Source organism: Gammaproteobacteria bacterium, assembly GCA_021647245.1.
Classification (GTDB): Bacteria; Pseudomonadota; Gammaproteobacteria; order RBG-16-57-12; family RBG-16-57-12; genus JAFLJP01.
This window is the reverse complement of record JAKIVC010000027.1, coordinates 1-12,993: the sequence shown is the minus strand read 5'-3', so window position 1 is coordinate 12,993 and position 12,993 is coordinate 1. Positions and strand designations below refer to the sequence as shown.

The window sequence follows — 12,993 nt, the reverse complement described above, 5'->3', positions numbered from 1 at the left end:
AAAACTACTTCCGCACTGTCTGCTGCCCAACAATGCGCGCATACGGCAACATGCCGTGAACACTGGCACTCACTGCATACTCACTATGGTCAACCAGATATTTATTAAGGCGCGGGTCGATTGTACGTTCCGTAGAGTTTGGAGCATTCGATAACCCAGCCACTTGTGTTTGAGTCACTACCGTGTCAGGTGTACTTTTGGCCAAAATCATCGGTTCACCACCGCTCGGTTGCACCGCTGTATTCAACACCACAACCACCCCCAAAATAGCAACCGACGCGGCAACTGCCAGGCCTGAAAAACGCTTGACTATCCTGTTGGCACTAGAAACCGGTTTATTGCCTTTGGAAAGTGCAGGCTCATCCACCAGGGCATCATGAATGCGTTGGGAGAGGTCGATATTTGCCTGTGCAGGCAGTTGCTGTTTGAGTGCATCACTAATCAGATGGTAGTCACGCCAGCGCTCGCGCAACGCTTGATCCTTTACGATGCGCTTACAGAGCATTGAAACTTCACCCTCTGCTATTTCGCCATCCATAAAAGATGAGACCTGGCTTTTTATTTTATCGCCCTTTTCCATACCCAAACCCTCTTGCTTATTCACCTGATAATGCACGTAGTTTTTCGCTAACCGTTTCACGGGCGCGAAATATGCGTGAACGAACGGTACCCACCGGGCACTCCATCACTTCAGCTATCTCGTCATAGCTAAGACCATCAAACTCGCGCAAAGTGAGTGCGGTACGCAAATCATCAGGTAAATTTTCAATTGTCTCGAAAACAGTATGCTGCACTTCATCTTTTGCCAAAATATTCTCGGGAGTGGCCACATCGTTCAGGCCAAACTCCTCTTCTCGCGACATCATCTCTTCACTGTCTATGCCCACATCACCCAAGCGACGACGCTGCGAGACCAAGAAGTTTTTTGCGGTATTGCTGGCAATACGGTAAAGCCAGGTATAAAAAGCACTCTCACCGCGAAAATTGGGCAGCGCCCGGTACGCTTTAATGAAGGAGTCCTGGGTGACATCCAGAGCATCACTTGGCTCGCGAACAAAACGGGATACTAATTTGATAATCTTATGCTGGTACTTGAGCACCAACAGGTCAAAAGCAGTTTTATCACCATTTTGTACTCTTTTTACCAGCTCCCGATCAGTGAAATTCTCACCCATTCGGGGATAACTCCTTTTTTATTGTTGTAAAAATTGCCCACTATCTAACTTACATGAGCAATCTGACTAGGGTTATTAAATATAGTTCGTTTTTTATTGACCCAACAGAGGCACACTATACTAAAATGGATCCCAAATCGACCCACGCAGAGTTCTGAGCAATTATAATTTCCTCTGAACTCACACACATAATATCAAGCTGATATCACCCCTATGACCTCACCCATTCAATACGATGCACTGATTATTGGCAGTGGCGCTTCTGGCCTTAGCCTTGCGCTACACCTTGCGCAAAACATCAAGGTTTGCGTACTCGCAAAAAGCAACCTTTTGGAGGGGGCGACCTATTACGCTCAGGGGGGAATATCTGCGGTACTCGATGAGCATGACTCGATTCAGTCCCACATCAATGACACTCAAAATGCGGGTGCCGGATTATGTGATGAAGCCATCGTTAAATATACGGTCAGCCACGGTGCCGAGCAGATTAACTGGCTTGCACAACAGGGCATGCCTTTTACAACACTTGGGGAGAGTGGCGGGAAACACTACCATCTAACCCAGGAAGGTGGGCATAGCCATCGCCGTGTCGCCCATGCAGAGGATGCGACTGGTCGCGCCATGGAGAGTACGCTTGAGAGCCAGGTACACAAGCACCAAAATATTGATATATTTGAACACCACATCGCTATCGACCTGATCACCAGCCAAAAAATAGGTATCCCCGGAAACCGAGTACATGGCGTTTATGTGCTGGATCGTCACAGCCAGCGGATAAAAACATTCCATGCCAAAACCGTTGTTTTAGCCACAGGGGGTGCTAGTAAGGTTTATCTCTACACCAGCAACCCTGATGTTGCCACAGGTGATGGCATCGCCATGGCTTGGCGAGCAGGCTGCCGTGTGGCCAACATGGAGTTCATTCAATTTCATCCTACCTGCCTCTACCACCCGCAGGCAAAATCGTTTTTAATAACCGAGGCACTACGAGGTGAAGGAGCAACCTTGCAGCTTGAGAGTGGTGAACGCTTTATGCCACGCTACGACGAGCGGGCCGAGTTAGCACCGCGAGATATTGTTGCTCGGGCGATTGATGCAGAGATGAAGCGATTAGGCAGTGACTGTGTCTATCTTGACATCACCCATAAGCCTGCAAAATTCATCATCAAACACTTCCCAAATATTCACCGGCGCTGCCTCACATTCGGCATTGATATCACACGGGAGCGAATCCCGGTGGTACCCGCCGCCCATTACACCTGTGGCGGTGTGATGACCAACCAACAAGGCCAAACGGATATTGATGGACTCTATACCATAGGTGAAGCGGCCTATACAGGGCTGCACGGAGCCAACCGCATGGCCAGCAACTCACTACTGGAGTGCCTGGTATTTGCCGCAGCGGCGGCCAAAGATATTTGCCAGCAACTCGTCGACCAACAAGGCCCGGAAATTTCACTTCCCCACTGGGATGATAGCCAGGTGACCCACGCCAATGAAGCGGTGCTCATTTCGCACAACTGGGATGAGCTGCGTCGATGTATGTGGGACTACGTGGGTATTGTGCGCAACAACAAGCGCTTACAGTACGCTAAACGGCGGATTAATTTGCTGCGTAACGAAATTGAAGAGCACTACCACCTTCACTGTGTGAGCAATGATCTAATCGAGCTGCGTAACCTGGTGGTCATTGCTGACCTTATTGTGCAGTGCGCCCTCAATCGCAAAGAGAGCCGTGGCCTGCACTATACACAGGATTACCCCACTCAAAACAATGACGCTCAGCCTCAGCCAACGATTCTGACTCCGCCAAATTTTGACCCAAGCCAGGCAGAGTAACCACCACTCAATCCAAGATTTTCAAAGTGTGCCGGAGCAGCACCCGCAATTTCCGCAGCTGATCGGTATCAGCGCTATCGGGCAACAACACCAGCGGGTGTCTACGGGAAAAATTCAACACAATCAGCAGGGGGTGGTTAACACTTTGCACCAGCTGCAAATGGGCAACATGCCCCCCGCCCTGCTGCCATAAACTCCACTCCCCCTCACCGTGCCATATCAACCACTGCACTGCTTTCACTTCAACTCGCGAAACATAACACCGCCAGTGCCGTCGGCAATCCAGGATCAACAACAAAGAGAGCGGTAGTTTGATCCAGATGGGGATCGGCATTATCCATAATAGAAACAGCGCCCCAAGGTAGAACAGGAGCAGAAGGGCAGCAAGGTAACGTGAACTCTCTACCTTAAGCTGAAAGTGGTTGCTTTTTGATACGTTCGACGACATCGGCAATCCCTGCCTCTTCTGATATTACTTCGTTAAAGAGCAGCTCCTGGAGCGTCTGATCTGAAAGTGCTAGCAACGCAACAAAAGCACTCTGTACTGCTGTGTCCTCCTGCTCATAGCAGCTATCCAGAAAGCCACGCAGCAGCAACTCCAGCTCCAACATACTGCGCCGACACTGCCATTGAAGGCGAGATATTTCACTCATAAGGAGTGTTTCAACATCAGTTTTTTAATATTGCCAATCGCCTCAGTCGGATTAAGCTGTTTTGGACAAACATTCATGCAGTTCATAATGGTGTGACAACGAAACAATCGATAGGGGCCTTCCAGCTCATCCAGGCGCATCGCCGTGGCCTGGTCTCGGCTATCGGCAAGAAAACGCCACGCCTGTAACAGCGCAGCCGGGCCTCTGAATTTGTCGGGGTTCCACCAAAAAGATGGGCAAGCGGTAGAGCAGCAGCCACACAAGATACACTCATATAAGCCATCCAACTTGTCTCGCTCTTCGGGTGACTGTAACACCTCCATCTCTGGCTCAGGATCGTGACGAACAAGGTAGGGTTTAACGGCGCGATATTGGTGGTAAAACTGACTCATATCGACAATTAAATCACGAATAATGGGCATACCCGGCACCGGATTTACGGTCACCGGCTCCTTCAATTCAGCTAACGGGGTGATACAAGAGAGGCCGTTAACGCCATTAATATTAACCGCATCAGAGCCACAGACACCTTCACCACAAGAGTAGCGAACCGCAAGACTCTCATCCTGCTCTTTAATCAGCTTAAACGCATCAAGCAGCATCATATCGGCAGTGACCGCGATCTCATACTCCTGCATATAGGGCTTTTTGTCTGTTTCCGGGTTAAATCGTTGAATCAGAAAGCGCATTATTACCTCATCATATTCTCAGAAGATCAATAGACCCGTGGCTTAGGTGGAAAAGAGTCGACGGTGAGCGGCTTCATACGCACAGGTTTATACTCCAGCCGCAGGTCAGTGGTAAAACAGAGACTATGCTTTAACCAGTGCACATCATCACGTTCAGGATAATCAGTGCGCGAGTGTGCTCCACGGCTCTCCTTGCGATTGGCCGCCGAAACCACCGTCGCCAACGCAACTTCAACAAGATTCTCTAGTTCAAGGGCCTCAATACGTGCCGTATTAAAGATTTGGCTATGATCCTGTAAACGTACATTTTGCAGCCGTTGGCGAATATCTTTAACGCGCTCAATACCTTGATCAAGAATCTCCTGATTCCTGAAGACTCCGCAATACTCCTCCATGGTCTTTTGCAGTTCCGCTTTCAGTGTTTGCACCGACTCACCTTCACCCTCTAGATTCCAACGCGCAAGGCGCGCCAGTGCCCGATCAACACTCGCCATATCCAACGGGCGGTGCTGGCGGTTCTCTTTAAGGTATTTAATGATGTGATTGCCTGCAGCCCGCCCGAAAACCACGATATCCAACAGCGAATTACCACCCAAACGGTTTGCCCCATGCACCGAAACACAGGCGCACTCACCCGCCGCATAAAGCCCTGTCACCTGCTCTTCCGAAGTATTGGCCATCGGCACCACCACTTGGCCATGTCGATTGGTCGGAATGCCACCCATGGTGTAGTGAGCGGTCGGATAGATAGGAATCGCCTCATAGGCGGGGTCGATGTGGAGGAATGTTTTCACCGTTTGGCGAATGCCTGGAAGACGTTTTTGAACCACCTCTTCTCCCAAGTGATCCAGTTTCAATAAAACATGGTCACCCTTAGGGCCACAACCACGCCCCTCTTTAACTTCGGTGTAAATAGCACGACTCACCACATCCCGCGAAGCCAGATCTTTGGCATGCGGCGCATACCGCTCCATAAAGCGCTCGCCCTCTTTATTCAGCAGATAGCCCCCCTCACCCCGCGCACCTTCGGTGATCAGCATTCCCTTTCCCGCAATGCCGGTAGGGTGGAACTGGAAAAACTCCATATCTTGCAGAGGAATGCCCGCCCGCAAGGCCATTCCAAGGCCATCGCCGGTATTAATGCGCGCATTAGTATTGGTACGAAAAATCTGCCCGGCTCCACCGGTGGCCAGTAGAGTTGTTTTAGCCTCGATAATCAGTGGCTCTCCCGTTTCGATCTCCAGAACAACGGCACCCAGCACCGCGCCCTTTTCATCACGAATCAGATCAATCGCAAAATATTCATCAAAAAAGTGGGTTTTAGCTTGGATATTTTGCTGATAAAGGGTGTGCAACATAGCATGCCCGGTTCGATCCGCCGCTGCACAGGTGCGTGCCGCCTGGGCGCCGCCAAAGTTCTGGCTCTGCCCGCCGAAAGGGCGTTGATAAATTTTTCCATTATCCAGCCGCGAAAAGGGAACACCGGCATGCTCCAGCTCGACCACTAAATGAGATGCCGCTCGACACATATACTCAATCGCATCCTGATCACCCAGGTAATCACTCCCCTTGATGGTGTCATACATATGCCAATGCCAGTTATCCGGCACTACATTGGCCAGTGCAGCGTTAATACCACCTTGTGCAGCTACCGTGTGTGAGCGCGTTGGAAACACCTTGGAGACCACCGCCACGTTAGCGTCTGCCTTTGCCAGTTGCAATGCCGCACGCAGACCACCGCCACCTGAACCAATCACCAGCGTATCGAACTTTCTTCTTGCCACACTCATAATAAAACCACTGTAAAGAGAGCCTTAAAGACCCACAGGATCAGGCTGATCAAAAAAATACCCAAGCCAACTAAAACAAGCAGGCGAACAGGCACGCTGTGGAGATAATCGAGAATGACATCTCGCAGGCCAATCCAGACATGGAGAAAGAGGCCGACAAAGAACATCGCTGTCGCCATCCACATGACTGGATGAGCAAACCACGCACGCCACGCTTGATAATCGGAAGGGGGGCAACCGAAAATTGCCAGCATAAAAAACAGCAAAAACCCCAACATGTAAACCGCACTTACACGCTGAAAAAGCCACGGTCTAAAACCACCTAAGCCCCATCTCATAACCAGATCACCACGATTGCCAGTAATAGAATTAATGTCGTTAGCCCATGGGTTATCCATGCACTCCTGTGGGCGGCTATTTTCAGCACCCCGATATCAAGGTCGATCAATAAAAATCGTACACCCGCCACAAGATGGTGGGCCAACGCCCAGGCCCCTACTGTGAGCAGCAGTTTCAACAGTGGCGATTGCAGCAGCTGCTGCGCCTCGGCAAAGCCCTGAGCATTTCGTAACGATAGATCAAACAGGTAGATCAGCAGCGGAATAGAGAGCGCTAGAAAGAGGCCGGAGAGGCGATGGAAAATTGAGACAACACCTGTGACGGGCAAGCTGATCTTAGTTAAGTTCAGAAAAACTGGCCGCTGATTTTTTTTATTCATAATTTAATGACTTGTTATTAGAATTGCCTTGCCACACCCGTCCAGACAAGTAAATATAGTAGTATCACACCACTGAATTTTGTCCACATTAAATTATCTCAACAGGCACAACATATATGAAAGATAACTGGAAAGAGTACCTTGAGCGCGATGCTGGTGCGGTTTTTAACGATATTGCCGTTGAACATTTTGGCAACCCCGAACGTGAATCCCGAGTATCCACTGCTGGCAATACAATAATGGATCTCAGTCAATTCGGACTGATTGCCATTCATGGCGAAGATGCCACCACTTTCATGCAAAATCTGTTTTGTAATGACATTCGAGAGGTCGATAGCAACACCAGTCAACTCAGTGCCATCTGTAGTGCTAAAGGGCGTGTTATTGCCAACTTTCGCATCTTCATGCGCGGTGACAGCTACTACCTTCAACTTCCCATGGACCAGATTGAAGGGGTATCGAAACGGTTACAGATGTACAAGATGATGTCTAACGTCGACATCCTTGATGCCAGTAATAGCTTTGTACGCATCGGTTGTTGTGGCCCCACCATTGAGCAGGAGCTTGGCATGGTCTCATCACAACTGCCCACACAAGCCAATGATGTCGTCCAGCAGCAGGAAGTAACCATCATTCGCCTGCCTGGCACACCCACCCGCTTTGAGTTAATCGGCGAATTCGAAGCAATTAAAATGGCCTGGCAGCGCCTCAATGTTCAGGCGGCACCGGTGGGCAGCTACCAGTGGCAGCTGCATGACATTCTCAATGGTCTCCCCAATATTGGACAAGCCGTCAGCGAAGCTTTTGTGCCACAGATGATAAACATGCACAAAATAGGTGCTCTCAGTTTCACCAAAGGTTGCTACCCCGGCCAAGAAATTGTTGCTCGCTCGCAATACCTGGGGAAGTTAAAACGCCAGATGTACCTGGCCCACATTGACAGCGATACAGCACCCCAGCCGGGTGATGAAATTTTTAATAGCCAGAGTGGCGAAGTTGCAGGAAAAGTCGTTGAGTGCCAACTCTCAGCAGACCAGGGGTACGAGCTGCTGGCAGTATTACGCATCACTGATGCCAAAATGGACGGGCTGGTACTCGGCTCACCCGATGGCGTATCGATCAAAATAGGTAAACTTCCTTACCAAGAGTCCGATGAATCTGCCTAGCAACAGAAACAATCACCTTCGCCACCCATCATGGACAAAAAAGGAAATACCGTGAGCACCACCGTTGAATTTATTGACAGCCTGCTAAAAGACTTAGAAACCAACTCACTGGTACTCCCTGTCCTTCCTGATGTTGCGCTGAAAGTACATAAGCTGCTTAACAACCCACAAGCCAGCGTTACCGACATCGCCAAGGCACTGGGCATGGATGCCGCCATTTCGGCGCGCATCATTCAAGTAGCCAACAGCCCGATATTTCGTGGTCAGGATCCTATCGAAGACCTGAACACCGCTATCATCCGTATGGGCCAATCCCTAGTGAGAAGTTTAGTCACCGTAATGTTGGTTGAGCAGTCTCACCGCCCCAAATCACCCTTGCTACGCCAACGCACCTCACGCCTTTGGAAACACAACACACAAGTGGCTGCACTCAGCTATGTACTGGCTCGCAACCACACTTTCCTAAAGCCTGATGAGGCAATGTTAGCAGGACTTATTCATGATATTGGGGTACTCCCAATTTTGGAGCACGCACTGCAATTCCCCGAAATAATCAACGACCCCGATGCACTGGATGAAGCGCTCAAAGAGACGCATACGATTATCGGCAAACGTATTCTTGAAATCTGGAAATTCCCGGAAGCCTTCATTTTAACTGCAGCAGAACATGAAAACCTTGGCCGAGAGTCGGCCAACACGCCTGAACTGATTGATGTGGTTACGGTGGCTAACCTGCACAGCACCGTCACCGTCTGTGGCCCACGTAGCAAAGTAAACTGGGGAGAGATATCCGCGTTCAAAACTTTGAAATTAACACCCGAAGAGAGCGTTAATACCCTTAAACAAGCTGCCAGCGAAATTAGAGATATTCTGCACTTCTTCCGCGCCTGATACTGGCAACCCCCAGACTCAGCAAATCATCTGGGTTAACAACTCATTTTAAATCATCTCTCAGCTTGAGCGCTCAACAGGCCCCATATCAATACCCAGGCGACTGGCAACCTCAAGATAGGCTTCAACAACGCCGCCCAAGCCTTGACGAAAGCGATCTTTATCCAACTTTTCGCGGCTCTCTTTGTCCCACAAACGACAACCATCAGGGGAGAACTCATCCCCCAACGTAATCTCCCCTTTAAACAGGCCAAACTCCAGCTTGTAATCCACCAGCAACATACCGGCATCATCAAAAAGCGTGCTCAACACTTTATTTACCGTGAGGGTCAGCTCTCTCATTTTTGTCAACTGCGCTTGTGTTGCCCAACCAAACGTTATCGCCAGCGACTCGTTCAACATGGGATCGTGCAACGCATCATTTTTGAGAAATAGCTCAAAGGTAGGCGGCTGCAAATCCAACCCCTCCTCTACACCCAGACGACGACAGAGGCTACCCGCCGAAATATTACGCACCACACACTCAACCGGGATCATCTCTAAACGCTTCACCACCGATTCGGTATCTGAAAGCAGTGATTCCACTTGTGTCGGAACTCCTGCGGCTTCCAACTTCTGCATAATAAAGTGGTTAAACTTATTGTTAACCTCACCTTTTCGCTCAAGCTGTTCAATTTTTTCACCATCAAAGGCAGACGTATCGTTACGGAACGACATAATCAGATAATCAGGGTGATCAGTATTATAAACTGACTTAGCTTTTCCGGCGTAGAGTTCGGTGGTTTTTTGCATGGTATTCCTCAAAGAAGCGCTGAATAAGTCTGGTTAGATTTAGGCTGAGCGGGAGTTGTGCTGACTTGTTTCAGAGAGCGCAGTAACCGTCGCTCTATGGGTGCAATTTTCGAGATAGATGAAGTCAAGCGACCTCTCGCCAAGCCAGGCCTTGCTGTTGCTCCGCAACAGATATCCACTCTGGCTGGCAGTTCAAAACGTCGCTCAAAGCGTTGCGAGCCAACTGTGGTGTATTGTGCTTTTCACTCAGGTGCGCAGCAACAATGTGCTGGAGCCTCGAGTTATCCAACTGTGCTAACAAGTTTGCCGCTTGTTGATTACTCAAATGGCCATGATCACCACTCACCCGACGCTTTAAATAGGCTGGATACTCACCATTCAACAGCATCGCCAGATCATGATTACACTCCAGCACCAGCGCATCACAGCCACTCAGCTGCTCAATAACATGAGGGGTTTCACAACCAAAGTCAGTGGCTAAACCCAGCTTTTCCGCACCATTTGAGAAGGTAAACTGACACGGCTCGTGCGCATCATGGGGAACCGGGAATGGGTTTATCTCCAGATCGCCGATGGATAATACTTGGTGGGTATTCATCAAACAGAAGGTAGGCAGCTCACCCGTACGTTCGGCTCGAAGCGTACCGGCACTCAACCACACATGCAGGTTGTGCTTGCGTGCCAAGCGCCCCACACCGTTGATATGATCACCATGCTCGTGTGTTACCAGAATGCCGGCTAGCTGGCTGGCTGTTTTCCCCAGTATAGCCAAGCGACGCTCACACTCTTTTGCCGAAAATCCACAGTCAACCAGCAGGCAAGTGTTACCCTGCTCGACTAAAAAACCATTTCCACCACTGCCGCTACCCAGATAAGCAAATCGCATTAATAGCCACTATTCACTGAGTGCCTGCTCCAACTCAGCGATAACTTTTTTCGCACGCTCACTTGAGGTCACTTTGCCTTGCAGATTCTGAATTTGAACCTCAGTGCTGTTTTCACCTCGAATGAAAAACTCGATACGGTAACGCCCCACAGCATGTTTATCAGACGGTGTCAGCACACTGCCCATCCATGAACTCTGGCGTGCTTTCGCGGCTTCACTTTTATCGTCAAAACGAGCGATCAGGAAGCGTTGGTTGATTAATCGCTCCTCTACAGCATGGCCACCTTTTTCAATCGCCCGAATAGTGCGCCGCCACGCCTCATCAAAACCATGATTGACAACCAGACTCAAACCGCCTTTTTTACCCCGGTCATGAAGGGCCACCTCAGTTTCTGCCGTTGGCACTTCTGAAAATTCAACCTCACTATCGCCCAGATAGAGCGCCAAGCGCTTCAGCATCTCAATTTCAAGCTCTACATCTGTTTCACGGGGCTGCCACTCACCTCCCGACAAGCGCTCACTGCGAAGGCTCAAATAAATTTCACTACTGCCCGCCGTTTTTCCAAATTCAAAGCGTAGCCGATACTTGTCACGCAAAGAGTGGCCATCCTCCTGATACTCAAACCAATCACTCTCCAATATACCCAACTCATCGTCCTCACGGGCGATGCCAAAGCCTTTTTTCTTTAAAAAGGAGCGTGTTGGGCCCCATAACTGCTCTGGGTTGGTGTTGGCGTGAAGCCAGATGAAATCACCTTCACGCACCACAGAAAGATCTTGCTGAGCGACCATATTCAGCGTCGACGGATCTTGCTTGCAATCACCACTATAGCTGGAATAGGTTGTGGTGCTGTCAGCCACCGTAGGCAGGGTCATATCCAACCGCTCTATCGGGCGGTCTAAACCAGGAGGAATCTCCAACTTGGCCTCAGGGCGTGCCTTGTAATACTCATGGCTTGCTGAGTAATTTGAGCAACCGCTTAGCGTTACAGAGATCAGCAGCGCCAAGCCAAGCAAGAAATAACGATGACTCATATACATACTCCGGCTTGGCACATCGCACCTGCCACGCTGTTATGGTGCTGTTCAGAAAGCGTCGTCAGTGGCAGGCGAATAGCCGACTCAATCAAACCAATACGTGCTACAGCCCACTTTACGGGAATCGGGTTCGCCTCTAGAAACAGATTTTCATGCAGCCCCACCAGCGAACCATCCAGCTCTTCCGCCGCAGGCAGATCACCCGCCAGGGCCGCCGCACACATATCATGCATCAACCCAGGCGCAACATTTGCCGTTACCGATATCGCGCCCTTACCGCCCAGCAAAATAAACTCACGACTGGTAAGATCATCGCCACTGTAGAGATCCAGCTTTTCACCACACAACGCTAAAATATCTTTAGCGCGCTGCAAATCACCCGTCGCTTCTTTAATACCGACAATATTTGGAATTTCAGCAAGCCGGGCAACCGTCTCTGGCAACAGATCCACCGCCGTTCTCCCCGGTACATTATAAAGAATTTGTGGAATAGCGACCGCCTCAGCTATCGACTTATAGTGCTGGTAGAGCCCCTCTTGCGTGGGTTTAATATAATAAGGTGTCACCAGCAGACAAGCATCGGCACCCGCCTCCATAGCCGCCTGAGTCAAGGCAGTCGCTTCGCGGGTACAGTTTGAGCCACTACCGGCAATCACCGGAATGCGCCCCTTCACCAGCTCCACCGTGTGACGAACGACACGGGTGTGCTCCTCTTCACTGAGTGTTGCCGACTCGCCCGTTGTGCCAACCGAAACAATGGCATCGGTTTTGTTCTCTATGTGGAACTCAACCAATCGAGCCAACCCCTCAAAATCGATGCTGCCATCCGCATGCATCGGGGTTACCAGTGCCACCATACTACCGTGAAACATGTCGATCTCCGCAAAAAGAGTCAAAGGGGGCGATTTTACGGGGGGGCGCGAAATAACTCAAGCTGTGCTTGAAACCTAAATCCCGAAATAGAAACGAACCAACCGCACAAGCTGTTGATTTTACAACAAAACAAAAGACAACCGCCAAACCACTAGGAACAACTAATATTTTTTACTGTAAGAGCTTTGCACCCACAACTAGAAGCGGGTCACTCCGCAAGCGTGAGGAATAGACTCAAACCTAAATCCTGCAAGTAGATAACAGCAATGAAAGAAAATGGTAAACTCATCAATCAGTTAATTGCATTTAACCACAACCGATGAGTCACCATTTTCATGAGTAAGCATACCAGAAAACCCCCCAGCAAGGCACGCACAAAGCCAGCAAAAATTCATTTTCAGAAAACAGGGAAAAACATGACCAGTAAAGCTGGATTGATTCCTGTCATCAAATTTCTGGATAAACTTGGATTTAATTCACTCT

General features: G+C 49.7%; 15 protein-coding genes. 3 read left to right on the top strand and 12 right to left on the bottom strand.

Annotated features, from left to right (window positions below):
- Positions 1–4: 4 nt before the first annotated feature.
- Positions 5–604 (bottom strand): sigma-E factor negative regulatory protein, encoded by a 600-nt coding sequence (locus L3J94_08995; protein MCF6218874.1) that lies wholly within the window; start codon positions 602–604, stop codon positions 5–7.
- Positions 597–1,175 (bottom strand): RNA polymerase sigma factor RpoE, encoded by a 579-nt coding sequence (gene rpoE / locus L3J94_08990; protein MCF6218873.1) that lies wholly within the window; start codon positions 1,173–1,175, stop codon positions 597–599. The genes L3J94_08995 and rpoE overlap by 8 nt, the downstream gene beginning before the upstream one ends.
- Before the next feature lie 213 nt (positions 1,176–1,388).
- Here rpoE and nadB point away from each other — a divergent pair, with 213 nt between their 5' ends.
- Positions 1,389–3,014, top strand: coding sequence for an L-aspartate oxidase (gene nadB, locus L3J94_08985; protein ID MCF6218872.1), 1,626 nt, complete (start codon positions 1,389–1,391; stop codon positions 3,012–3,014).
- Between the two features lie 7 nt (positions 3,015–3,021).
- Here the strand turns inward: nadB and L3J94_08980 are convergent, their stop codons facing one another.
- From L3J94_08980 to sdhC, 6 genes are read right to left on the bottom strand one after another with little or no spacing between them, the layout of a single operon-like run.
- Positions 3,022–3,462: a hypothetical protein gene (locus L3J94_08980; protein MCF6218871.1), complete on the bottom strand. Its 441-nt coding sequence runs from the start codon at positions 3,460–3,462 to the stop codon at positions 3,022–3,024.
- The gene (locus L3J94_08975; protein MCF6218870.1) at positions 3,422–3,667 is read right to left on the bottom strand and encodes a succinate dehydrogenase assembly factor 2; all 246 of its coding nucleotides are present in this window, start codon (positions 3,665–3,667) and stop codon (positions 3,422–3,424) included. The genes L3J94_08980 and L3J94_08975 overlap by 41 nt, the downstream gene beginning before the upstream one ends.
- Positions 3,664–4,356 (bottom strand): succinate dehydrogenase iron-sulfur subunit, encoded by a 693-nt coding sequence (locus tag L3J94_08970; protein MCF6218869.1) that lies wholly within the window; start codon positions 4,354–4,356, stop codon positions 3,664–3,666. Before L3J94_08970 ends, L3J94_08975 begins: the two co-directional genes overlap by 4 nt.
- A gap of 26 nt (positions 4,357–4,382) precedes the next feature.
- The gene (sdhA, locus tag L3J94_08965) at positions 4,383–6,146 is read right to left on the bottom strand and encodes a succinate dehydrogenase flavoprotein subunit (protein ID MCF6218868.1); all 1,764 of its coding nucleotides are present in this window, start codon (positions 6,144–6,146) and stop codon (positions 4,383–4,385) included.
- Positions 6,143–6,484, bottom strand: a complete 342-nt coding sequence (gene sdhD / locus L3J94_08960; protein ID MCF6218867.1) for a succinate dehydrogenase, hydrophobic membrane anchor protein — start codon at positions 6,482–6,484, stop codon at positions 6,143–6,145. The genes sdhA and sdhD overlap by 4 nt, the downstream gene beginning before the upstream one ends.
- Positions 6,481–6,864, bottom strand: coding sequence for a succinate dehydrogenase, cytochrome b556 subunit (gene sdhC, locus L3J94_08955; GenBank protein MCF6218866.1), 384 nt, complete (start codon positions 6,862–6,864; stop codon positions 6,481–6,483). Before sdhC ends, sdhD begins: the two co-directional genes overlap by 4 nt.
- 116 nt (positions 6,865–6,980) lie before the next feature.
- Between sdhC and L3J94_08950 the strand changes: the two genes are divergently transcribed.
- Both L3J94_08950 and L3J94_08945 read left to right on the top strand, forming a co-directional pair.
- Positions 6,981–8,030 carry a folate-binding protein gene (locus tag L3J94_08950; GenBank protein ID MCF6218865.1) on the top strand — a complete coding sequence of 350 codons (1,050 nt, stop codon included), beginning with the start codon at positions 6,981–6,983 and terminating at the stop codon, positions 8,028–8,030.
- A gap of 51 nt (positions 8,031–8,081) precedes the next feature.
- Positions 8,082–8,921 (top strand): HDOD domain-containing protein, encoded by an 840-nt coding sequence (locus L3J94_08945; GenBank protein MCF6218864.1) that lies wholly within the window; start codon positions 8,082–8,084, stop codon positions 8,919–8,921.
- A 60-nt stretch (positions 8,922–8,981) separates the two neighbouring features.
- On the opposite strand, the gene L3J94_08940 is transcribed toward L3J94_08945, so the two are convergent.
- The 4 genes from L3J94_08940 to dapA all read right to left on the bottom strand — a co-directional run bounded on the left by L3J94_08940 (position 8,982) and on the right by dapA (position 12,509).
- The gene (locus L3J94_08940; protein ID MCF6218863.1) at positions 8,982–9,713 is read right to left on the bottom strand and encodes a phosphoribosylaminoimidazolesuccinocarboxamide synthase; all 732 of its coding nucleotides are present in this window, start codon (positions 9,711–9,713) and stop codon (positions 8,982–8,984) included.
- Between the two features lie 124 nt (positions 9,714–9,837).
- Entirely contained in the window at positions 9,838–10,599 is a 762-nt protein-coding gene (locus L3J94_08935; protein ID MCF6218862.1) for an MBL fold metallo-hydrolase, read from the bottom strand.
- 9 nt (positions 10,600–10,608) lie between these two features.
- Positions 10,609–11,634 carry an outer membrane protein assembly factor BamC gene (gene bamC / locus L3J94_08930; protein ID MCF6218861.1) on the bottom strand — a complete coding sequence of 342 codons (1,026 nt, stop codon included), beginning with the start codon at positions 11,632–11,634 and terminating at the stop codon, positions 10,609–10,611.
- Positions 11,631–12,509 carry a 4-hydroxy-tetrahydrodipicolinate synthase gene (dapA, locus tag L3J94_08925; GenBank protein MCF6218860.1) on the bottom strand — a complete coding sequence of 293 codons (879 nt, stop codon included), beginning with the start codon at positions 12,507–12,509 and terminating at the stop codon, positions 11,631–11,633. Before dapA ends, bamC begins: the two co-directional genes overlap by 4 nt.
- Between the last annotated feature and the right edge of the window lie 484 nt (positions 12,510–12,993).